This window comes from Lentzea sp. NPDC059081 (assembly GCF_042738015.1).
Taxonomy (GTDB): Bacteria; Actinomycetota; Actinomycetes; order Mycobacteriales; family Pseudonocardiaceae; genus Lentzea.
Genome location: NZ_JBHYGW010000001.1, coordinates 20,873 through 41,343, shown reverse-complemented (window position 1 = coordinate 41,343; position 20,471 = coordinate 20,873). Strand labels below are relative to the sequence as shown.

The 20,471-nt window shown below is 72.8% G+C and carries 22 protein-coding genes; 12 read left to right on the top strand and 10 right to left on the bottom strand.

Going from position 1 to position 20,471, the window contains the following annotated elements; genetic code table 11:
- Nucleotides 1–77: 77 nt before the first annotated feature.
- From ACFWV3_RS00205 to ACFWV3_RS00195, 3 genes are all read right to left on the bottom strand, one after another.
- The gene (locus ACFWV3_RS00205; protein ID WP_382406480.1) at nucleotides 78–1,628 is read right to left on the bottom strand and encodes a serine hydrolase domain-containing protein; all 1,551 of its coding nucleotides are present in this window, start codon (nucleotides 1,626–1,628) and stop codon (nucleotides 78–80) included.
- 106 nt (nucleotides 1,629–1,734) lie between these two features.
- The gene (locus ACFWV3_RS00200; RefSeq protein WP_382406478.1) at nucleotides 1,735–2,529 is read right to left on the bottom strand and encodes an SDR family NAD(P)-dependent oxidoreductase; all 795 of its coding nucleotides are present in this window, start codon (nucleotides 2,527–2,529) and stop codon (nucleotides 1,735–1,737) included.
- Between the two features lie 8 nt (nucleotides 2,530–2,537).
- Nucleotides 2,538–3,338, bottom strand: a complete 801-nt coding sequence (locus tag ACFWV3_RS00195) for an alpha/beta hydrolase (RefSeq protein ID WP_382406476.1) — start codon at nucleotides 3,336–3,338, stop codon at nucleotides 2,538–2,540.
- Between the two features lie 141 nt (nucleotides 3,339–3,479).
- On the opposite strand from ACFWV3_RS00195, the gene ACFWV3_RS00190 reads away from it, so the two are divergent.
- Together ACFWV3_RS00190 and ACFWV3_RS00185 are read left to right on the top strand one after the other, a co-directional pair.
- Complete coding sequence (locus tag ACFWV3_RS00190; RefSeq protein ID WP_382406474.1) at nucleotides 3,480–4,448, top strand: LysR family transcriptional regulator; 969 nt, start codon at nucleotides 3,480–3,482, stop codon at nucleotides 4,446–4,448.
- A gap of 41 nt (nucleotides 4,449–4,489) precedes the next feature.
- Nucleotides 4,490–4,855: a hypothetical protein gene (locus ACFWV3_RS00185; protein ID WP_382406472.1), complete on the top strand. Its 366-nt coding sequence runs from the start codon at nucleotides 4,490–4,492 to the stop codon at nucleotides 4,853–4,855.
- Between the two features lie 38 nt (nucleotides 4,856–4,893).
- On the opposite strand, the gene ACFWV3_RS00180 is transcribed toward ACFWV3_RS00185, so the two are convergent.
- Nucleotides 4,894–6,297: an amidase gene (locus ACFWV3_RS00180; protein ID WP_382406470.1), complete on the bottom strand. Its 1,404-nt coding sequence runs from the start codon at nucleotides 6,295–6,297 to the stop codon at nucleotides 4,894–4,896.
- 10 nt (nucleotides 6,298–6,307) lie between these two features.
- Nucleotides 6,308–7,141 carry an aldo/keto reductase gene (locus tag ACFWV3_RS00175; protein WP_382406468.1) on the bottom strand — a complete coding sequence of 278 codons (834 nt, stop codon included), beginning with the start codon at nucleotides 7,139–7,141 and terminating at the stop codon, nucleotides 6,308–6,310.
- 102 nt (nucleotides 7,142–7,243) lie between these two features.
- On the opposite strand from ACFWV3_RS00175, the gene ACFWV3_RS00170 reads away from it, so the two are divergent.
- Genes ACFWV3_RS00170 through ACFWV3_RS00160 form a run of 3 tightly spaced genes read left to right on the top strand, consistent with a single transcriptional unit; the run spans nucleotide 7,244 to nucleotide 9,483 of the window.
- Complete coding sequence (locus ACFWV3_RS00170; protein ID WP_382406466.1) at nucleotides 7,244–8,200, top strand: LysR substrate-binding domain-containing protein; 957 nt, start codon at nucleotides 7,244–7,246, stop codon at nucleotides 8,198–8,200.
- A gap of 5 nt (nucleotides 8,201–8,205) precedes the next feature.
- Entirely contained in the window at nucleotides 8,206–8,544 is a 339-nt protein-coding gene (locus ACFWV3_RS00165) for an STAS domain-containing protein (RefSeq protein ID WP_382406464.1), read from the top strand.
- Nucleotides 8,545–9,483, top strand: a complete 939-nt coding sequence (locus ACFWV3_RS00160; RefSeq protein ID WP_382406462.1) for a hypothetical protein — start codon at nucleotides 8,545–8,547, stop codon at nucleotides 9,481–9,483.
- 1 nt (nucleotide 9,484) lies between these two features.
- Here ACFWV3_RS00160 and ACFWV3_RS00155 read toward each other — a convergent pair whose 3' ends face one another.
- Both ACFWV3_RS00155 and ACFWV3_RS00150 read right to left on the bottom strand, forming a co-directional pair.
- On the bottom strand, nucleotides 9,485–10,546 hold the full coding sequence (locus tag ACFWV3_RS00155) for a spore photoproduct lyase family protein (protein ID WP_382406460.1): 1,062 nt from the start codon (nucleotides 10,544–10,546) through the stop codon (nucleotides 9,485–9,487).
- Entirely contained in the window at nucleotides 10,543–10,809 is a 267-nt protein-coding gene (locus ACFWV3_RS00150) for a ubiquitin carboxyl-terminal hydrolase 14 (RefSeq protein WP_382406458.1), read from the bottom strand. Before ACFWV3_RS00150 ends, ACFWV3_RS00155 begins: the two co-directional genes overlap by 4 nt.
- A gap of 56 nt (nucleotides 10,810–10,865) precedes the next feature.
- Here ACFWV3_RS00150 and ACFWV3_RS00145 point away from each other — a divergent pair, with 56 nt between their 5' ends.
- Nucleotides 10,866–12,533, top strand: a complete 1,668-nt coding sequence (locus tag ACFWV3_RS00145) for an FAD-dependent oxidoreductase (protein WP_382406456.1) — start codon at nucleotides 10,866–10,868, stop codon at nucleotides 12,531–12,533.
- Nucleotides 12,533–13,945: an ATP-binding protein gene (locus ACFWV3_RS00140; protein WP_382406454.1), complete on the top strand. Its 1,413-nt coding sequence runs from the start codon at nucleotides 12,533–12,535 to the stop codon at nucleotides 13,943–13,945. The genes ACFWV3_RS00145 and ACFWV3_RS00140 overlap by 1 nt, the downstream gene beginning before the upstream one ends.
- On the opposite strand, the gene ACFWV3_RS00135 is transcribed toward ACFWV3_RS00140, so the two are convergent.
- A complete protein-coding gene (locus tag ACFWV3_RS00135) occupies nucleotides 13,942–14,844 on the bottom strand; it encodes an SDR family NAD(P)-dependent oxidoreductase (protein ID WP_382406452.1) in 903 nt (300 codons plus the stop codon). The genes ACFWV3_RS00140 and ACFWV3_RS00135 overlap by 4 nt on opposite strands.
- Entirely contained in the window at nucleotides 14,841–15,476 is a 636-nt protein-coding gene (locus ACFWV3_RS00130) for an NAD(P)-dependent oxidoreductase (RefSeq protein WP_382406451.1), read from the bottom strand. The genes ACFWV3_RS00135 and ACFWV3_RS00130 overlap by 4 nt, the downstream gene beginning before the upstream one ends.
- 58 nt (nucleotides 15,477–15,534) lie before the next feature.
- Between ACFWV3_RS00130 and ACFWV3_RS00125 the strand changes: the two genes are divergently transcribed.
- The 4 genes from ACFWV3_RS00125 to ACFWV3_RS00110 all read left to right on the top strand — a co-directional run bounded on the left by ACFWV3_RS00125 (nucleotide 15,535) and on the right by ACFWV3_RS00110 (nucleotide 18,671).
- On the top strand, nucleotides 15,535–16,104 hold the full coding sequence (locus ACFWV3_RS00125) for a TetR/AcrR family transcriptional regulator (protein WP_382406449.1): 570 nt from the start codon (nucleotides 15,535–15,537) through the stop codon (nucleotides 16,102–16,104).
- A 93-nt stretch (nucleotides 16,105–16,197) separates the two neighbouring features.
- The gene (locus ACFWV3_RS00120) at nucleotides 16,198–16,587 is read left to right on the top strand and encodes a YciI family protein (RefSeq protein WP_382406447.1); all 390 of its coding nucleotides are present in this window, start codon (nucleotides 16,198–16,200) and stop codon (nucleotides 16,585–16,587) included.
- Nucleotides 16,587–17,813 carry an RNA polymerase sigma factor gene (locus tag ACFWV3_RS00115; RefSeq protein WP_382406445.1) on the top strand — a complete coding sequence of 409 codons (1,227 nt, stop codon included), beginning with the start codon at nucleotides 16,587–16,589 and terminating at the stop codon, nucleotides 17,811–17,813. Before ACFWV3_RS00120 ends, ACFWV3_RS00115 begins: the two co-directional genes overlap by 1 nt.
- Nucleotides 17,814–17,888: 75 nt before the next feature.
- The gene (locus ACFWV3_RS00110) at nucleotides 17,889–18,671 is read left to right on the top strand and encodes a GntR family transcriptional regulator (RefSeq protein WP_382406443.1); all 783 of its coding nucleotides are present in this window, start codon (nucleotides 17,889–17,891) and stop codon (nucleotides 18,669–18,671) included.
- A gap of 3 nt (nucleotides 18,672–18,674) precedes the next feature.
- Here the strand turns inward: ACFWV3_RS00110 and ACFWV3_RS00105 are convergent, their stop codons facing one another.
- A complete protein-coding gene (locus ACFWV3_RS00105) occupies nucleotides 18,675–19,421 on the bottom strand; it encodes an SDR family NAD(P)-dependent oxidoreductase (protein WP_382406441.1) in 747 nt (248 codons plus the stop codon).
- A gap of 69 nt (nucleotides 19,422–19,490) precedes the next feature.
- Between ACFWV3_RS00105 and ACFWV3_RS00100 the strand changes: the two genes are divergently transcribed.
- Nucleotides 19,491–20,357 carry a LysR family transcriptional regulator gene (locus ACFWV3_RS00100; RefSeq protein WP_382406439.1) on the top strand — a complete coding sequence of 289 codons (867 nt, stop codon included), beginning with the start codon at nucleotides 19,491–19,493 and terminating at the stop codon, nucleotides 20,355–20,357.
- The last annotated feature ends 114 nt before the right edge of the window (nucleotides 20,358–20,471 follow it).

Genomic DNA, 20,471 nt, shown 5'->3' with positions numbered 1-20,471 from the left:
CGTCCTTTCGCCGGCTTCGGTGCGGGCGACGGTAGGACCGCGCGGTTGCAGCTCGTCGACAAGCTGTCGACAGCCCGTCATTCCCCGTCAGAGCCGGGAAACACGACTCGGACGTTGGCCGCGGGAGTGAGGAAGGCGTCGCCGAAACGGCGCTGCAGCGAGATGTCCGTGGCACCGGCGGTCCGGGGCCGCCCGGCGGGCAGGGCCTTCACGACGAACTCCTGGACGCGCGCCGGCTCCACCGGGGTCAGGTGGATCATGCACAGCAGCTCGCCGCGCTCGCCGGGGATCGACCAGGTGATGTCGGCCGCGGTGCGGGCGGAGACGGCGGACGGGCGGACGTCGAGCAGGGGGCCGATCTCGGCCACGAGCCGGGCGATCTCGGCGCGGCGTTCCGGCAGCGGGCGGTCGAAGTCGACGTTCTCGGCGAAGATCCGGGCGGCCAGCGAGTCGTCCCAGTCGCGGACGAGGGCGTCGGCCTGGTCGCGCAGCGCGACCGTCTCCGGCCACAGCGCGGCGGTGCTCGCGGGGGCGCGGTGGTGGTTCAGCACCCGTCCCAGCGCCTCGGTGCAGAGCCCGCCGGGGTTGCCCCGGTTGCCGTTGGTCAGGACGACGGCGCCGTGGCCCGACTCGGGGTGCCAGGCCATGAAGAGCCAGAAACCGGGGAGACCGCCACCGTGGGAGACGACCGTCCCGCGGTGCAGGTCGGTCAGGACGCCGAGGCCGAGGGCGTACCCGCTGGAGGTCAGCCGGGCCTGCCCGACCCCCGTCACGGCCACCGACGGCGGCATGACCATGCGCACGCGTTGCACGTCGCGGCGGGACAGGCGGCTGAGCACCGGGACGTCGCCCGCGCGCTCCGGGCGCAGCGCGGAGCCGAGCCAGGTGATCCACGTGGCGAGGTCGCGCACGGTGCTCACCAGTCCCCCGGCGGCGAGGAACGCGTCCGAGGTCTGCGGCGGGTAGGCGACCCAGTTGCCCTCCGCGTCGAGCGAGTAGCCGACGGCGCGGGGGACGTCGCCGGGCACGGCCGTGTCGCAGAACGTGGACGTCAGGCCCAGCGGCTGGAGCAGCTCCTCCGTGACGAACTCCGCCAGCGGCCGGCCCACCGCACGGGTCAGTGCCAGCCCGACCAGCGCGAAGCCGAGGTTGGAGTACTCGAAGACCGCGCCCGGCGGGTGGCTGAGGCGCACTCCCCTGGACACCAGGGCGAGGAGGTCCTCGGTGGGGGTGCCGATGAACGGGTCCACCCACGAGTTGTCCTCGGTGAGCCCGCCGCACATGCCCAGGAGCATCTCGATCGTCGGGACGTCCCGCTGGTCGCCGGCGAGGACGAACTCCGGGACGTGCCGGGTGATCGGGTCGTGCAGGGACAGGTGGCCCCGGTCGCGGGCGATCAGCACGGCGCAGGCGATGAAGCTCTTGGACATCGACGCGATCGGGAAGACCACGTCCGCGTCCGGAACGCGGCCGTGGTCGTCGGCCACCCCGAAGCCGGCGGAGTGCGCCAGGCCGTCCTGGCCGGTGACGCCGTAGACCAGGGCCCGCGCGTGCCCGGCCGCCGTGTGCTGGCCGAACAGGGCGTCGAGCTCCTGGTGGAGGGGCACCTGGAGCACTTCGTCAGACATCCGCCGACCAACTCCTCACGCGTGGCTCGCGACTCGGGTCACCTCGCCGACGCTACCGAACACACCCCAGGAGCCCCTCCCGATTTCCGGCCCGCACGGGTGGGGCTCAGTGCGTCTCGGTGGTGAAGCCGCCGTCGATGACCATGTTCACGCCCGTGACGTTGCCCGAGACGCGGTCACCGGCCAGGAACAGCGCGAGATCGGCGACCTCCTCCGGCCTGGTGAACCGGCCGGTGACCGCCTGGGCCGCGGCCTGGTCGGCGACGGCACCCGGTGTCTCGCCGGCGGTGGCGGCGAGGGTCTCGGCCACGCCGCCGGTACCCAGCCAGAGGTCGGTCGCGACGGGACCGGGGCTGATCGAGTTGACCCGGATGCCGTGCGGGCCGAACTCCTTGGACAACGCCTTGGTGAGGTTGACCAGCGCCGCCTTCGCCGCGCCGTAGTCGATCACGGTCGGGTCCGGCAGGGTGGCGTTGACCGAGGCGGTGTTGACGATGCTGCCCCGGCCCGCCGTCAGCATCGCGGGCAGGGCGGCCCTGGTGGTGCGCACCGCGGCCAGGAGGTTGAGGGTGATCGACTGCGCCCACTGGTCGTCGGTGACGAGGAGGAACCCGGTGGTCCGCGGCGTGACGAAGCCGACGTTGTTGACCAGGACGTCGAGGCGCCCGTGCTCGGCGAGCGCCGCGTCCACGAGCCGGCCCGGCCCGTCGACGGTGCCGAGGTCGACGGAGACGGCGACGGCCTTGCCGCCCGCGGTGAGCGCGTCCAGCCCCTCGCTGCTCGACCGGGCGCCCGCGACGACGAAGGCGCCCTCGGCGACGAGCGCGGTGGCGATGGCCAGTCCGATGCCCTTGCTGGCACCGGTGACGACGGCGACCTGGCCGTCGAGTCCGAGATCCACGTGTCCCCTCAGATCCCTTGAGCGTGCAGCCAGCCGAGCACGGAGTCGGCGACCTCGCGCCAGCCGCTGTCGATCGTGAGCGAGTGACCACGGCCTTCGAACTGCTTGAGCTCGGTGACCGCGGTGGAGTCGCGGTACTGCTTGAACGTCGACCGGGTCACGACGTCGGGCACGGTGTGGTCCGCGGTCCCGGAGATCAGCAGCAACGGCCCGCGGTCGGCGCGGTGGGTGTCGACCTGCGCCTGCGAGTGCAGCACGAAGTTCGCGGCGGCCACCTGGAACAGCGGACGGGCCGGCGCCGGCACCACCCACCGCCGGTACAGGTCCGCGGACTCCTCCTCGGTCAGCGCGTTGCCGAAGCCGAAGCGGAACTCCTTCTCGCTCAGCGTGACGGCGCGGTGCAGGTTGGCCGGGTTGCCGAGCGCGGGCAGGCCGGAGCGCAGCTGGGCCAGCGGAAGCGGCAGGACCCCCTTGATCTGGGCCGGGTCGATCGCGACGCCCGCGCGTCCGACGCCCTGTCCGAGCAGCTTCTCCGTGATCAGGCCTCCGAAGGAGTGACCGATCACGACCGGAGGCTCGGCGAGGCCGGCGATGATCGAGGCGAAGTGCTCGGTGGCCTCGTCGATCGTCGTGTCCGCCACCGCGTCCGGCTGTTCCCGCGCCGCCGCGACGGTGCCGGGCTCGCGGGGCCAGCCGGGCGCGACGGCGGAGTACCCAGCCGCCTCGAAGTGGTCGATCCAGGGCTGCCAGCTGGTCGCGTGCAGCCACAGGCCGTGGATGAACACGACCGGTGGTCTCTTGTCCGACAAGGTGATCCTCCGTTTCGTCCAGGTTCTGGTGGCCAGCCAACTCCGGCGTCGACACCGCGTCCAGGACACGTTCGGCCATGATCGATAACCGCCCTGGCATCGTTGCCGGTCCGGCCCTACGGTTCGTGCCGGGAGGACGGGATGGATCTCGATCTGAGGCTGGTGCGCTACTTCGTCACGGTCGCCGAGGAGCTGCACTTCGGGCGGGCCGCGGCCAGGCTGTTCATCAGCCAGCCGGCGCTGTCCAAGCAGATCCGCCGGCTGGAGGACGACCTCGGCGCCCGGCTGCTGCTGCGCGACAGCCGCCACGTCGCGCTCACCCCGCGCGGCGAGCACTTCCTGGAGCAGGCCAGGCAGCTGCTGGCCCTGGCCGACCGCATGCGCCGCGAGCCGGAACCCGACCGCGTCCGCATCGCGCACATCTTCAGCCTGGACAGCGGCCGCGTCCTCGCCGACGCCTTCCACGAGCGGTTCCCCGGCGTCCGCCTCGTGGAGAGCTCGATGGACAGCACCCGGCAGCTGGCGGCGCTGCTGGCCGACACGCTCGACGTGGCGATCATCCGCGTCACCGCGGCGATGAGGGCCGACCACCCCACCGGGTGGCAGCACGCCCTGCTGCGACTCGAACCGTTCTGGCTCGTGGGACGACCGGGCGACCCGCCTCGCCCGTCCGCCTCCCTGCACGAACGCCCGCTCGAGGTCTTCGGCGACCCACCCGGCTCGGCGCTCTACAACACGCACGGGCGCTACCTCAGCTCACTCGAACAGCACACCGGCCTGACGTTGCGCTGGCTCGGCAACCCCGGCACCTTCGAGCACTGCCACGCGGCGCTCACCCGCGCCCGCACGCCGGCCCACGTGCTCGAGTTCGACGGCTACGCCCACCGGTACGCGGCCCTGGGGATACCGATCCACCGGCCGGAGGAGCTCCGGCCGGTGTACCCGTGGTCGCTCGCCTGGCGGGACGGGGAGCAGTCGGAGGCCGTCCGGCAGTTCCTCGGCGTGGCGCTGGAAACGGCGGAGCAGCGGCGGTGGTTGCGGCCTGGGCGGGACGGTGGGCCGCTGTGGGTGCCGCCGGAGGACCTGCTCGACGCTGCGGCACTGGCGTGACGACAGGTGCTCAGGACCCGGTGCGCTGGTAGGAATCAGCCATGGGAGCAAGGCGATTCGTCGCGCCGGTGGCAGTGGGAGTCGTAGTGGCCGCCTTCGGGATCTGGGAGTTCACCACACAGCACTCGGCGACGCCCGAGGTCGTCGAGGGATGGGCGATGCCGAACGGGAGCGGAACCGCGATCGCCTTGCACAACAGCGACGGTGGCCGCGACGGCGGCTACGTCGTCTCCGGTGTGTCGTGGGCCGACAGAGATGGCGTGTGGCACGACGGCGCGGACGGGCCCACCTGTGTCGGCACCGACACCGCTGTGAAGACTCACGTGCGACTGGGCATCGTGGACGTCGAGGCTGGACGCGAGGGCTTGGGCGGCCGCCGCGTGGTGTGGTTCCGCTGCCTCGATTGACCCGCGCGAACACTGCCTGAGACGCCTCGGGGTGGCTCTCACGCGACCGAGTCGAGCAGTTCGGCCAGCCGCAACGGGGTGCGGTCCTCGAACATCGGCCCGATCACCTGCACCCCCACCGGCAGCCCCTCCGCGGACCTGCCCGCGGGAACTGCGGTGGCGGGCAGGCCGGGGGTGGTGGCCAGGCCCGCCCAGACGAGCTGGTCGAAGTACGGGTGCGCCGAGCCGTCGATGTCGATGGTCCGTTCCATCGGGTTCGGCGTGTGGTCGTGCGGGAACGCGGGCGTCGGCGTGATCGGGCACACCACGGCGTCGAACTCGGCGAACAGGTGCCGCCAGGCGTGGCGGTGGAGTTCGCGCTCGTGGTTGGCCCACATCCAGTCCTGGTGGCTGAACGTCATGGCGCGCAACCGTGTGGCGTCAAGGCTGTCACCAGACGGTGTCGGCAGCGAGTCTTGTGGAAAGCGCGCCACCGAACCGGACACCAGCAGCTGCATGTACAGCGTGGCGGCACGAGACAAATCAGGCAGCTGCGGACTGTGCTGTTCCACGCGGGCGCCGCCATCGCTCAACGCGGCGCCAATCCGGTGCACGCCGGCACGAACGGCCGATCCCGTTGGGATACAAGGGTGTTCGTCCAGCACCAACACCCGGAAGCCGGTCAGGCGCTCGTGCCGGGCAGGCGGTAGGGCCACGCGATGCGCCACGCCCAGCGTCAACGGGTCCGGTCCGGCCATGACGTCCAGCAGGAGCGTGAGGTCGCGGGCATTGCGCGCCATCGGCCCCACCACGGCCAGGTCCTGCTCCACCGGCAACGCCGCCTCGGCCGGCGGGACCATGCCGCGGGTGGCTGCCAGGCCCAGAGTGGGCTTGTGGGCGTGGACGCCGCAGAAGTGCGCCGGGGTGCGCAGCGAACCGGCCAGGTCGGAGCCGATCGACAGCGCGCCGAAGCCCGCGGCCAGGGCCGCCGCCGAACCGCCGGACGAACCCCCGGCCGTGCGGCTGACGTCCCACGGGTTGTTGGTGGTGCCGTAGATCTCGTTGAAGCTCTGGATGTCCTGCAACCCCAACGGAACGTTGGTCTTGCCCAGCACCACCGCGCCCGCGGCCTTGAGCCGCGACACCTGCACCGCGTCCTCGGTGGGCACGAAGTCCCGGTGCGCGGGCATGCCCCACGTCGTGGGCAGCCCGGCGACGTCGTAGGACTCCTTGACCGTCACCGGAATGCCGAGCAACGGCCGATCCTCGCCCCGAGCACGGGCCTCGTCGGCACGGCGCGCGGCGGCCCTCGCGCGGTCGAAGTCCGGCACGCAGATCGCGTTGATCGCCTTGTCGTCCCGTTCGATGCGGGCGATCGCGTCGTCGGTCAGTTCCACCGACGTCACCGCGCCAGAACGCAGAGCGGCAAGGAGTTCCACGGCCGAACAAGTTCCCCAGTCCATGCGGGCGAAGCTAGCGACCCGTCTGCGAGGGCACAAAATCCCTTTTGCCACAAGACAAAGCCTCGAAGTCCTCATCGGACAGGACGATGTCGACCGCACCCGTGTTCTCCTCGAGGTGCTGCAGGGATGACGTGCCCGGGATGGGGAGCATGACCTCCGAACGACGCAGCAGCCACGCGAGCGCCACCTGTGCCGGACTGACGCCCAGCCGGCGGGCCACGTCGGTCACCGGCGAGTCCGTGCGCACGCTCGGCGCGATCGGCAGCCAGGGCAGGAACGCGATGCCGTGCCGTTCGCAGTGCGCCAGCACGTCCTCCGAGCGCCGGTCGGCGAGGTTGTACCTGTTCTGCACGCTCACGATCGGGGTGATCCGCCCGGCTTCGACGATCTGCTCGACGGAGACCTCGGACAGCCCGACGTGCCGCACCTTGCCCTCGTCCTGCAGCCGGCGCACCGCACCGATCTGGTCCGCCAGCGGGACGGCGGGGTCGACCCGGTGCAGCTGGAACAGGTCGATGCGCTCGACCCGCAGCCTGCGCAGGCTCAGCTCGGCCTGCTGGCGCAGGTACTCCGGGCGGCCGAGCGGGATCCAGTCGTCGCCGGGGTGGCACTGGCCGGCTTTGGTGGCGACCACGACGTCGCCGGGGTACGGGTGCAGGGCTTCCGCCAGCAGCTCCTCGTTGCGGCCGAGGTCGTAGGAGTCGGCGGTGTCGAGGAAGGTCACGCCCAGCTCGACCGCGCGGCGGGCCAGGGCGTGGGCCGCGGCCGGGTCGTCCGCGGGCATCCGCATGGCGCCGAAACCCAGGCGGTGGACCGGAATGTCGCCGAGAACGAGGTGCTGCACAAGGGCTCCCGAAGTGAGTCGGTGGTGTGGCGCCCACACTGCCGACCGAGCTCCGCTAAGACAATCGAAACATTCTTGGGCTGATCGCGTAGCATCGCTTATGTGTTGAACCTGGAACGCCTGCGGACGCTCCACGCCGTGTCCACGACCGGCTCGGTCCGCGGCGCCGCCGAGGCGCTGCACGTGACCACGTCGGCGGTGTCGCAGCAGCTGTCCAGGCTGGAGCGGGAGGTCGGTCAGCGCCTGCTCGAACGGCAGGGCCGCGGCATCCGGCTCACCGACGTCGGCGACCTGCTGGCCGAGCACGCGGCCAGGCTGTTGCAGCAGGTCGAGCTCGTCGAGACCGACCTCGCCGACCACCGCGGCGCCGTGACCGGAACGCTGTCGGTGGCCGCGTTCGCGACGGCCGCCCGCGGCCTCCTGCCGCCGGTGCTGCACGCGCTGCGGCAGCGGTACCCGGCGCTGTCCGTGCGGCTCCTGGAGCTGGAACCCGTCGAGTCGATCGCCCAGCTGCGCCACGCCGACATCGACATCGCGGTGGTGCAGGACTGGCCGGAGCAGCCGCTCGCGGTGCCCGAGGGCATCTCGTGCGCGCCGGTGCTGGAGGACGTGCTCGACGTGGCGCTGCCCGTCCACCACCCGCTCGCCGGCCGGGCCGCCACCAGCTTCGAGGAGCTGCGCGACGAGGACTGGGTCGGCTGGCCCAGCGCCGAGATCTGCCACGGCTGGCTGGAGAACACGTTGCGCCGCAACGGGATCGAGCGCCGGATCGTGCACACCGCCTCGGAGCACTCGACCCAGCTCGCCCTGGTGGCGGCGGGTCTCGGTGCCGCGATCATCCCCCGGCTCGGCCGGGGCACCACGCCGGCCGGCGTCCGGTTCGTGCCCCTGCTGCCGGAGCCCCGGCGGCGCGTGTTCGCGTTGTGGCGCAACAGCAGCACGAACCGTCCCGCGTGCCGGGCGGCGCTGCGCGCGCTCCACGACGCCGCGCAACCGGGCGTCGGTGATCGACAACAGCCACCCGGCCAGTCAAGCTGGGGTGGGATCGAGGAGGAGTGACGCCCATGGACACCGAACTGGACGTGCGGGAGAACGCGGTGGTTCTCGAGGTCACCGGCGAGGTCGACTCCTACACGGCGCCACTGCTGCAGGAGCACCTCGACCAGGCGTTCGCGCAGGCGGCGGAGGGACGGCTGGCGGTCGTGCTCGACATGACCGGCGTCTCGTTCCTGGCGTCGTCGGGACTGTCCCTGCTGGTGGAGTACCACCTGCGCGGGGAGGACCGGGGCACGCCGCTGCGAGTGGTGGCGCCGGGCGGGAGCCCACTGCGGGCACTGCGCGCGACCACGTTGAACGAGCTGATCCAGCTCTACCCCGGCGTGCGGCAAGCCCTGGAGGGCTGAGTGCAGGCGCTGCGCGCCGCGGCGTACTTCTGCGGGGCCGTCACCGGCTGCCTGCTCATCGTCGTGCTCGTGGTGGCGATCGCGCTGGTCAGCGACCGGCTGGGCGGTGGCGCCCTCTACTTCGTCGGGCTCGTCGTGGCGCACCTGGTCTCCCAGCCGATCGGGCGGCACGTCGTCGTCCGGTGCTGGGTCGGTTTCAAGCGCACCACCTCGACCGACGGGTGGTCCGCGCTGGCGGCGGACCCGCGGCCGCCCGTGCTCTACCTGCGCTCGTTCACGGTCGACGACCAGCTCGCGCGCACCGGCGAGACCGCCCTGGACTACTTCCGCACCGAGGAGGAGCGGCTGGCCCGCGCCTTCGCGCCGATCGGGCCGCTGGTGGCGGTCGGCCGCCCCGGCGAGCCCCTTCCCCCGGCCGGCGCGCCCCGCGTCTACGTCGGGGACGAGTGGCGGGACACGGTGCGCGACCTGCTCGGCCGGTCCCGGCTGGTCCTCGTCGGCGCGGGCAGGGGCGACGGGCTGAGGTGGGAGCTCGAACAGGTCAGAAAGACGGTCGACCCGCGGCGCGTCGTGCTCCTGCTGCCGTTCGAGAACTGGGAGTACGACCACTTCCGCTCGGGCGTGGCCGACCTGTTCCCGCACCCGCTGCCCGGCCTCCCGCCGCTGCCCGGCGCGGACGACCACGCGATCAGGGCGGCGCTGACCTTCCGCGAGGACTGGACCGCCGAACCGGTCGTCCTCGGGCTCGACCGCTCCACCGGCCTCGAAGCGGCGCTGCTGCACCACCTCGCCCCGGTCTTCGCGCACCTGGACGACTCGCGGGCACCCGCGCGGCTGCAACGGCAGCGAGACCTCCGCTGGCTCGCGCTCAGCCTGGCGGGTCTCACCGCCGCCCTCACGATGCTGTGGGGTCTTCTCCGGGTGTTCGTGTTGCGCTGACTCAGAACGCGTACCGGACCCGCAGGTACGGGGCGTGCGCCTCGACGAGGGCGAGGAACGAGTCGAGGAGCTCTCGCTTGAGCCCCCGCCGGTAGCGGACGTTGATCCCGCCGCCCTCGCTGCGCTTGGTCTCCTGCAGGTCAGGGCGCCACAGGACGTCCTCGGCGCGCGGGTGCCAGCGGAGGTTGACGTCGTGCAGCGCCCGGTTGTGGGTCAGCATGATCACCTCGGCGGCCAGCTGCTCGCGGGTGGCGGGCGAGGCCGCGTCACCGAGCGACCCGAGCAGCTCCCGCCAGTCGTCGAGCCAGCCGTCGTGCACGACCACCGGGCTCAGGTTCACGTGCACCTCGTAGCCCGCCTCGCGGAAGTCGTCGAGCGCGGCGAGGCGCTCCGCGACGGGTGTGGTGCGGATGTCGAGGAGCTTCGCGGTGCGTTCGGGCATCAGGGAGAACCGGACGCGGGTGCGCCCCCGCGGGTCCCACTCCAGCAGGTCGCGGTTCACGTACTTGGTCGCGAAGGACGCCTTCGCGGTGGGCAGCCCGCGGAACAGGTGGACCAGGTCGCGGACGTTGTCGCTCACCACCGCGTCCGCCGAGCAGTCGGAGTTCTCGCCGATGTCGTAGACCCACGCCCGGTCGTCGATCTGGCCCTGCTCGGTCATCGGGCCCTGCCGCGCGACGTGCCGGGCCAGGTAGCCGGTGATCTGCTCGATGTTCGCGAACACCGTGATCGGGTTCGAGTAGCCCTTGCGCCGCGGCACGTAGCAGTAGGCGCAGGCCATCGCGCACCCGTTGGCGGTGGACGGCGCGATGAAGTGCGCCGAACGCCCGTTGGGCCGCGCGCTGAGGGACTTCTTCACGCCGAGCACCAGCGCCTCGCGCTTGATCCGCACCCACCGCCGCGCGTTGGCCTCGTCGCCGTGCAGCTCGGGGATCTGCCAGTGGCTGTCGACCTCGACCAGGTCCGCGTCGGGGAACCTCGCCAGCACCTCGCGGCCCCGCGGCAGCAACGCCGCCGCGGGCTCCACGTAGATCCTGGTCGGGCTCAGCAGCGGAGCGGTCACACGATCGTGTCGTCCACGAAGCACCAGCGCCAGGTCTCCCCCGGCTCGAACGAGCGGATGACCGGGTGGCCCTCGTCGGCGAAGTGCTTCGAGGCGTGCTTGGCGGGCGAGGAGTCGCAGCAGGCGACCTTGCCGCAGCTGAGACACAGCCGCAGGTGCACCCACCTGCCGCCGGCGGCCAGGCAGTCCTCGCACCCCTCCGGCGTCCTGGGCGCGGGTTCCGGCCCCAGCTCGGCGATGTGTTCGCAGGTAGTCGTCGTCACGGCCAGACCGTACCTCGGGTGCGGACTTCGGCGACCTCTGGTGTTTGACTGGACGCATGACGACTGCCGGTCGCGTCGCGCGGCCTTCGATCCTCACGGTGGACGACGATCCCGCCGTGTCCCGCGCGGTGGCGCGCGACCTGCGCCGCAAGTACGGCGAGCAGTACCGGGTCGTGCGGGCGGAGTCCGGTCCCCAGGCCATGGAGGCCCTGCACGAGATCAAGCTGCGCGGCGAGGAGGTCGCGGCGCTGCTCGCCGACTACCGGATGCCGCAGATGAGCGGCATCGAGTTCCTCGAACAGGCCATGGACGTGTTCCCGCAGGCGCGCCGGGTGCTGCTCACGGCGTACGCCGACACCGACGCCGCGATCCAGGCGATCAACGTCGTGGACCTCGACCACTACCTGCTCAAGCCGTGGGACCCACCGGAGCAGAACCTCTACCCGGTGCTCGACGAGCAGCTGCGGGCCTGGGCCGTGAGCGACCGGCAGCCGCCGCAGCGGGTGCGCGTGGTCGGGCACCGGTGGTCGCCGCGGTCCTACGAGGTCCGGGACTTCCTGGCGCGCAACAGCGTCCCGTTCCGCTGGCACGCGCTGGAGGAGCCGGAGGCGCAGTGCCTGCTCAAGGCCGCGCACCAGGACGGGACGACGCTGCCCGTCGTGGTCACGGCCCAGGGCAAGGCCCTCGTCGACCCGACGGACGCCGAGCTCGCCGCCGAGGTCGGGCTGAGCACGCAGCCGTCGGCCGACTTCTACGACCTGATCGTCGTGGGCGGCGGGCCGGCCGGGCTGGGCGCCGCGGTGTACGGCGGGTCGGAGGGCCTGCGGACCGTCCTGGTGGAACGGATCGCGACCGGCGGCCAGGCGGGCACCAGCAGCCGCATCGAGAACTACCTGGGCTTCCCCGACGGCGTGTCCGGCGGGCAGCTGACCGAACGGGCCCGCAGGCAGGCGGTGAAGTTCGGCGTCGAGCTGCTCACCACCCGTGACGTCGTCTCCCTCGAACGCCGGGGCGCCGCGCGCGTCGTGCGGTTCGGCGACGGCACCGAGCTGGCCGCCCACACCGTCATCCTCGCCACCGGCGTCTCGTACCGGCTGCTGAACGCGCCGGGCCTCGGCGAGCTGACCGGGCGCGGCGTGTTCTACGGCGCCTCGACCACGGAGGGCCCGAACTGCGCGGGCCAGGACGTCTACCTCGTCGGCGGCGCGAACTCCGCCGGGCAGGCCGCCGTCTACTTCTCCGGGCACGCGCGCAAGGTCGTGATCCTGGTGCGCGGCGACTCGCTGGAGCAGTCGATGTCGCGCTACCTGATCGACCAGCTGGACGCGATCCCGAACGTCGAGGTCCGCACGCACACCGAGGTCTGCGGCGGCACGGGTGACGACCACCTGGAGACGTTGTCGTTGCTGCACAACAAGACCGGCGAGACGACGACGGTCGAGGCGAGCTGGCTGTTCGCGTTCATCGGCGCCGCCCCGCGCACCGACTGGCTCGACGGCACGCTGGAGCGCGACGAGCACGGGTTCCTGCTCGCCGGGCCCGACCTCGGCGGTGCCCCTCCCGGCTGGGACCTCGAACGGGCGCCCTACCACCTGGAGACGAGCGTGCCCGGTGTCTTCGTCGCGGGCGACGTCCGGTCCGACTCGGTGAAGCGGGTCGCGTCGGCCGTCGGCGAGGGCGCCATGGCCGTGACCCTGGTCCACCGCTACCTGGCGAGGTCCTGATGGAGAAGAGGCTCACCGCGGACGAGCTGCGCGGGCTGTTCCTGTTCGAGAAGCTCGACCAGGCCCAGCTGGACTGGCTGGCCGCGCACGGTCACGTCGAGACCCGCGAGGCGGGCACGCCCGTGCTCACCGAGGGTGAGGCGGCCACGTGCTTCTTCGTGCTGCTGGAGGGAACGGTGGCCCTGTGCCGCACCCTCGGCGGCCGGCGCGTCGAGGTGAGCCGCAGCGACCTGCGCGGCTCGTACTTCGGCGCCACCCAGGCCTACCTGGAGCTCGACCAGCCGACCTACCAGATGACCGTCGAGTCGATCACCGCCACGTCGATGCTGCAGTTCGACGCCGACGAGTTCGGGCCGATGATCCGCACGTGGTTCCCGATGGCGATGCACCTGCTGGAAGGCCTGTTCTGGGGCATGCGCAACACCCAGGCGACGGTGGGCCAGCACGAACGGCTCACCGCGCTCGGCGCGTTGTCCGCCGGTCTCACGCACGAGCTGAACAACCCGGCCGCGGCCGCCGTCCGCGCGACCGCCGCCCTGCGCGAACGGGTCGCGGGCATGCGGCACAAGCTCGCCCTGCTGGCCCAGGGGTCGATCGACCCGTCCGAGCTGCCGGCGCTGGTCAAGCTGCAGGAGAAGGCGGTCGAGCGGGTCGCCAAGGCGCCGAAGCTCAGCCCGCTGGAGGCGAGCGACGCCGAGGACGAGGTCTCCGACTGGCTCGACGACCACGGCATCACCGGCGGCTGGGACGTCGCGCCCGTCCTGGTCGCGGCCGGGCTGGACGTCGAGTGGCTGGAGAGCTCGCTCACGGCGTGCCCGGTGGCCATGACGGGCTCCGCCGTGCACTGGCTGCGCTACACGGTCGAGACCGAGATGCTGATGAACGAGATCGAGGACGCCACCACCAGGGTGTCCACCCTGGTCGGCGCCGCCAAGCAGTACTCGCAGATGGACCGCGCGCCGTTCCAGGTCGTGGACGTGCACGAGCTGCTCGACTCCACCCTGGTCATGTTCGGCGGCAAGCTCGGGGACGTGCGGCTGGTCAAGGACTACGACCGCACGCTCCCCCACGTCCCCGCCTACGCCGGCGAGCTCAACCAGGTGTGGACGAACATGATCGACAACGCCCTGAGCGCGATGGGCGGGTCCGGCACGCTGACCGTGCGGACCTCCCGCGAGGACGGGAACCTCGTCGTGGAGATCGGCGACACCGGCCCCGGCATCCCGGCGGGCGTGAAGGACCGGATCTTCGAACCGTTCTTCACCACCAAACCGGTCGGCGAGGGCACGGGGCTCGGGCTGGAGATCTCGTGGCGGATCGTGGTCAACAAGCACCACGGCGCGATCCGGGTGGAGTCGGTGCCCGGTGACACGCGGTTCCAGGTCGTCCTGCCGCTGGAGTCGAACGGCTAGCCGGCGAAGTGGGCTCGGCTCAGGTCGAGGAGCCGGGCCTGGACCCGCCGGTCGTGCGACACCGGCGGGGTGCTCGCCTCGTCGGCCCGGTGGAAGTACCGGCCCGTGACCCCGGACAGGCCGGGATCGGTCGCCAGGCGCACGGTCGTGGCGGCGCCGTCGGCCGGGGTGAGCAGGGCGCGGCGGATGAGGGTGCGCGCGGGACGGAGCAGTGCGGGCACGAGGTCGTCGACGATGCCGGTGGCGACGAGGCCGGGGTGCAGGGCGTTGACGGTCACTCCCCCGGCGGCGAGGTCCCGTGCGAGGGCGTAGCCGGCGGTGACGGTCATGAGCTTGGCGCGCGCATAGGCCTCGAACGGCACGAACCCGGTGGCGGGGTTCAGTTCTGCCAGGCCGGTGACGCCGGTCAGGTCGAGCGTCGCCGGACGGGGCCTGCCGGGGAGCTTGACCTGCCGGGTGTCGTTGAGGGTGTCGCTGGCGACGTTCACCACGCGTGCCCCGCCGCGGCGCAGCGGTCCGTCCAGCAGGGTGATCAGGCCGTAGGCCGCGAGGTAGTCGAGGGCGATGTGCATCTCGACGCCGTCGGCCGAGACCCGGTGCTCGGAGAAGTGCGCGCCGGCGTTGTTGACGAGGACGTGGATCCGGTCGTACCGGTCCGCGATCGTCCTCGCCGCGGCCACGACGTCCGCGCGTCGGGACAGGTCTCCCGCGACGACGTCGAGCTGGTCCGACCGGGGGCCGAGGTGGGAGCGCAGGGCCTCGGCACGGGCCGGGTCGCGGGCGATGGTCACCACGTGGGCACCGGCGCGGACGAGGTCGGCGGCGATCACCTGTCCCATGCCGCCCGTGGCACCGGTGACGACGGCGACCCGGCCAGTCAGGTCGGGGACGGCGGTCATCGGGCGATCCTCGGGCAGGCGTGGGTGTACCGCGGGTTCTCGGCCTCGTCGACCAGGAACGCGGCGAGGTCGGCCCTGCCGATGGAGCTCCACAGCTGGATGCGCAGGTCGGTGCCGGTGCGGTACTCGCCGGTCGCGGCGTGGTCCGAGAGCTTCGGCGGGCGGACGATCGTCCAGCTCAGGCCGGAGGCCGTGATGAGCGGCTCCATCGACTCCTTGTCGCGCATGCGCTCGGCCACGTTCGCCCAGACGGCCAGCGAGTACAGCGACTTGTCGTGCGTCTCCAGGACCCCGTGCGCGCTGACCGCGACCAGGCGTCGCACACCGGCCGCCTTCATCGCCGTGACCGCGGCACGGATGCCGTCGGTGCACACCGTCGTGGGCCCCTTCTCCGCCCCGCCCAGCGCGCTGATCACCGCGGTGGTGCCCGGCAGTGCCCGCGCGAGGGCCGCGCTGTCGCTGACGTCGGGCCAGATCACCTCGGTGAGGCCGTCGCTCTGCGCGAACGTCCCCGTCCGGCGGACCAGTGCCGTCACGCGGTGCCCCCGCTGGAGCGCCGTGGCCACCACGTGACGCCCGGTGGCGCCGGAGGCGCCGAGGACGGCGACCCCTTGTGAAACAGATTGTCTCATAGCGGGAACTATTCCTCCTCGCCGCGCTACGAGTCAAGTTGTCTCATAAGATCGGCGGGTGACCGACGAGACGGATCCCCGGTTCCTGCGCAGCCGGGAGGCGATCCTCACCGCCGCACGCGAGCTGCTGCTGGAGAGCGGCCCGGCGGCGGTGACGCACGCGCAGGTGGCGGAACGGGCGGAGGTCGCCAGAGCCACGGTCTACCGGCACTGGCCCCGGACCGCACCGCTGCTCCTCGAGGCCATGGTGAAGGTGCCGATGCCGTTCCTCGCCCAGCCCACCACCCCGACGAAGGACTGGCTGCGGCGGGAGCTGACCGCTCTGGCCCGGCAGCTCGAGCTCGACGACGTGCGCGCCGTCTCCACGACGCTGGCGAACGCCGCCCTGTGGGACGGGACGATGGACGCCCGCCGGGCGCAGTTCGCCGGGGTCCTCGCGGACCGGCTGGCGGCCGCCCTCGACGACGCGCAGGCACGGGGCGAGCTCACCCTCACGCTCAGCACGCGCGACGCCGCCGCCCTGGCCATCGGGCCGCTGTACTACCGCGCCACCATCGAACGCGGCCCGGTGGACCCCGCCCTGGTCGAAGCCGCCGTCGACGCGCTCGGCACCTGGACCGCCGGCTGACGGGAACCGGGATGTCGACGTGGCGCGGCCGGCTCCGACGTCCCGGGTGAGGATGGGCCGTCCGGGCCCACGACCAGCTCGAAGGAGCCGACGGTGAAGTACGTGATCATGATCCACTCCAACCCGCAGCCGTGGGGGCACCCGACCTCCGACTACCTGCCCGGCTACCAGGACCTGCCGGAGGAGGAGAAGGAGCGCCTGAACGCCGAGTTCGAGCAGATGCTCACGGAGCTGCGGGACAAGGGCGAGCTGCTCTCCGGCGAGGCGCTGGGCGCGCCCGAGTCGTCGCGGCTCTACCGGTGGGCCGACGGCAAGCCGCTGGTCACCGACGGGCCGTACTCCGAGGCCAAGGAGCACCTGGCCGGGTTCTTCCTGATCGACGTGGACAGCCGCGAGCGCGCCGAGGAGATCGCCGCCCGCTTCTCCGGGCCGGAGGAGACCGTCGAGCTGCGGCCCACCATGTGGCCGGGCGGTGGCGAGTAGTGGACCCGCGGGTGGTCGAGGACGTGTGGCGGCGCGAGTCGGCGCACGTCCTCGGCGCCCTGCTGCACCGCTACGGCGACCTCGGGTACTGCGAGGACGCCGCGCAGGAGGCGGCCGAGGCGGCGGCACGGCAGTGGGAACGGGACGGCGTGCCGGACAACCCGCGCGGCTGGCTGATCCGGGTCGCCTCCCGGCGGCTGATCGACCGGCTGCGGTCCGAGAGCGCGCGGGCCGAACGCGAGGAGTCCGTGGCCGCGGCCCGGCTCGACGACGCGCCGCCGGCCGACCACGTCCGCCAGGACCACGACGACACGCTGAGGTTGTTCCTGCTGTGCTGCCACCCCAGCCTGAGCCGGTCCTCGCAGGTCGCGCTCACCCTGCACGCGGTCGGCGGCCTGGGCACCGCCCAGATCGCGGCGGCGTACCTGGTGCCCGAGCGCACCATGACCCAGCGGCTGACCAGGGCGCGGGCGACGCTGCGGGCGGCGGGCGCGGTGTTCGAGCTCCCCGGCGAGGACGACCTGCCCGCCCGCGTCGCGGCGGTGCTCGACGCCTGCCACCTGCTCTTCACCGAGGGGCACACCCGCTCCACCGGTGACGCGCTGGTGGACTCGACCCTCGCCGAGGAGGCCATCCGGCTGACCCGGCAGCTGCACGCGGTGATCCCCGGCCACGACGAGGTCGCGGGCGCGCTGGCGCTGATGCTGCTCACCCACGCCCGCACCCCGGCGCGCACCGACGGCGGCAACCTCGTGCCGCTGGCCGAGCAGGACCGGTCGCGGTGGGACCGCGCGCGGATCGCCGAGGGCGTCGGGATCCTGGAACGCGTGCTGCCGCGCGGCCACGTCGGCAGGTACCAGCTCCAGGCCGCGGTCGCCGCCGTGCACGCCGAGGCCGACACGTGGGAGGGGACGGACTGGCCGCAGATCTGCCTGCTCTACGCCATGCTCGCGCGGGTGGCGCCCAGCCCCGTCGTGACGCTCAACCAGGCCGTCGCGGTCGGCATGGCGCTCGGCTTAGAGGAGGGCCTCGCCCTGCTCCGGCCGTTGCTCGACGACCCGGCGATGCGCCGGCACCACCGCACCCACGCCGTCCACGCGCACCTGCTGGAGATGACCGGCGACCTGGCCGGTGCGGTGGACGGCTACCGCCAGGCGGCCCGGCTCACGACCAGCCTGCCCGAGCAGCGCTACCTCAACGCCCGGCTCCGCGACCTCGCCCCGTGACGCGCCTGCTTGACGGCCCGCTGACACCGACCCTACGGTGCGCTCGTATCTCGTATATGACGTCCGAGGAGCACGATGGCCGGCATCCCGCCCGACCCGGCGTTCCGGCTGTCGCTGGCCGACGCGGACGGCGACCCGCTGGCGAACCGCACCGACCGGGCGCTGGCCGCCATCCGGCGCGCGATCCTCACCGGCCGGCTCCGGCCGGGCCAGCAGCTCGTGGAGACCGACCTCGCCGCGATGCTCGGCGTGTCGAAGACCCCCGTCCGCGAGGCCCTGAAGTCGTTGGTAGGCACCGGCCTGGTGGTGCTCAGCCGCTACAAGGGCGCCGTCGTGCGCGAGGTCGATGCCCCGGCCGCCGCGGCCCTCTACGACCTGCGCCTGCTGCTCGAACCCGAGGCCGTGCGCCGTGCAGTCGAAAACGGAGCCGTCGAAAACGGAGCTCTCGAAAACAGGGCTCTCGAAAACAGGGCCGTCGGCAACGGGGCGAACCTCGCCACCGCCGCCGAGACGCTCGACCGCGCGGTGGCCGCGGGGGAAGCGGGAGACACCGCGGGCATGAGCCTCGCGAACCGGGAGTTCCACCGCGCCCTCTACCTCGGCTGCGGGAACCCGCTGCTCGTAGCCACGCTCGACGGCCTGCGCGACCAGACGGCGCTGATCAGTGTCTCCGGCTGGCGCGAGGCGGGTGGCTGGCGCGACGAGGCCGACGAGCACCGGGCGATCCTCGCGGCCGCGCGGGCCGGTGACGCCGAGGCCGCGTCCACGGCGCTGCGCGACCACATCTCCGGTTTCGTCGAGCGGGTCATCCCCCTGCTGGCCGAGGGCGGCGTGAAGGACGGCACCGCCCTCGGCTGACCCTCACCAGGGCACCTTGCCGTTGTCGTCGAAGAAGCCCCCGGTCGGGCACTCGCGGCCGAGCGTGGCCAGCCGCACCACGATCGCGGCGCCGTCGTCCGCTGTCCTCGTCAGCTGGAACGGCAGTCCCTTGGCGAAGTCCGTGTCGCACGCGCCGGGCGCGATCGCGTTCACCAGGATCCCATCCCCCGCCAGGGCCTTGGCGTACTGGACGGTCAGCATGTTCAGCGCGGCCTTCGACACCGGGTACGCCACCGTCCCCGGCATCCGGCTCAGGTAGTGGGTGGCGTCGGTCGTCCACCCCATCGACGAGGTGCCGCTGGAGACGTTCACGATCCGGGCCGCGGGTGAGCGGCGCAGCAGCGGGAGCATCGCCTCGGTCACGGCGATGACGCCGAAGAGGTTCGTCTCGAACACCGCCCGCACGCCGTCGAGCTGGGCCGACCCCGGCGCCTGCGCCCGCAGGTCGCCGGAGATGCCCGCGTTGTTGACCAGGACGTCCAGGTGCCCGAACCGGCCGGCGATCTCCTCGGCCGCCGCGCGCACGGCGGCCTCGTCGGTCACGTCGAGGGCGATCGGGTGCGCCGTGCCGCCCGCCGCCTGGATCTCGGCCGCCGCCCCGGCGCCCTTCTCCCGGTCCCTGGCGCCCACGAGCACCGTCACCCCGAGGTCCGCGAGCCGCCCGGCGACGGCCCGTCCGATCCCCTTGTTCGCCCCGGTCACCAGTGCGATCGTCGCTTCATCACTCATGCCTCCACCGCACCACCTCCCGGCCCCGCGAGCCAGGACCGACGCGGTCTCGCTCGATACCCTGGGGGTATGGACGTCCAGACCCGCGAGCTGCGCTACTTCGTCGCGGTCGCCGAGGAGCTGCACTTCGGACGGGCCGCGCACCGGCTCGGCATCGCCCAGCCGCCGCTGTCCAGGGCGATCCGCCAGCTCGAACACCGGATGGACGTGGCCCTGCTGGAACGCACCAGCCGCGGCGTCCGGCTCACGGCGGCCGGCGAGGTGTTCCTGACCGAGAGCCGCCTGGCGCTGGACGCGATGACCGCGGCCGTCCGCCGGGCGCGCCGGGCGGCGGCGACCACTCCGCGCCTGGTCCTGGCGCTCAAGGCCGGCGGCGACGGAGGCCTGCTGCTGGCCATCCTGGACCGCTACGCCGCCACGCCCGGCGCCGTCCCGGTCGACCTCGCGTTCAGCGTCGGCGAACGCGCCGCGATGGTCCGCGACGGGCGTGCCGACCTAGCGCTGCTGCACCGGCCGCAGAACGACCTGACCGGCCTGGACAGCGACGACCTCCACGTCGAGCGCCACGTCGTGGTGCTCCCGGAGGGCCACCCGCTCGCCGGCCGGTCCTCGGTGTCGATGGCGGACCTGCGCGACCAGCCCCAGCCCCGCTGGCCGGAGGCCCGTCCCGGGGTGACCGGCCACCCCGTCACCGGCGCCGACCAGCTGCTGCAGCTCGTCCGGCTCGGCAGGATGGTCGCGGTGCTCCCGGAGTCGGTCCGCGACCGGCTGCCGCCCGGCACGGTCAGCCGCCCGGTCCCCGACGCCGAGCCGTCCACCCTCGTGATCGCCTGGCGCCGGGAGTCCACCTCGCTCCAGGTCGCCGAGTTCGTCCGCGCCGCGACCTCGGTCACGACCCCCGCTCAGTCGAGCCCGGTGCGACCCACCGCCCAGTAGGCCTTGCCGGTGACGCTCGCGGGCTGTGCGGCCCAGTTGCGGGCGTCCCGGCGCACGGCGTGCACGGTGGCGGGGGGCGGAGGCTGGGAAAAAGAGCAGGAGCGGAGGGAACCA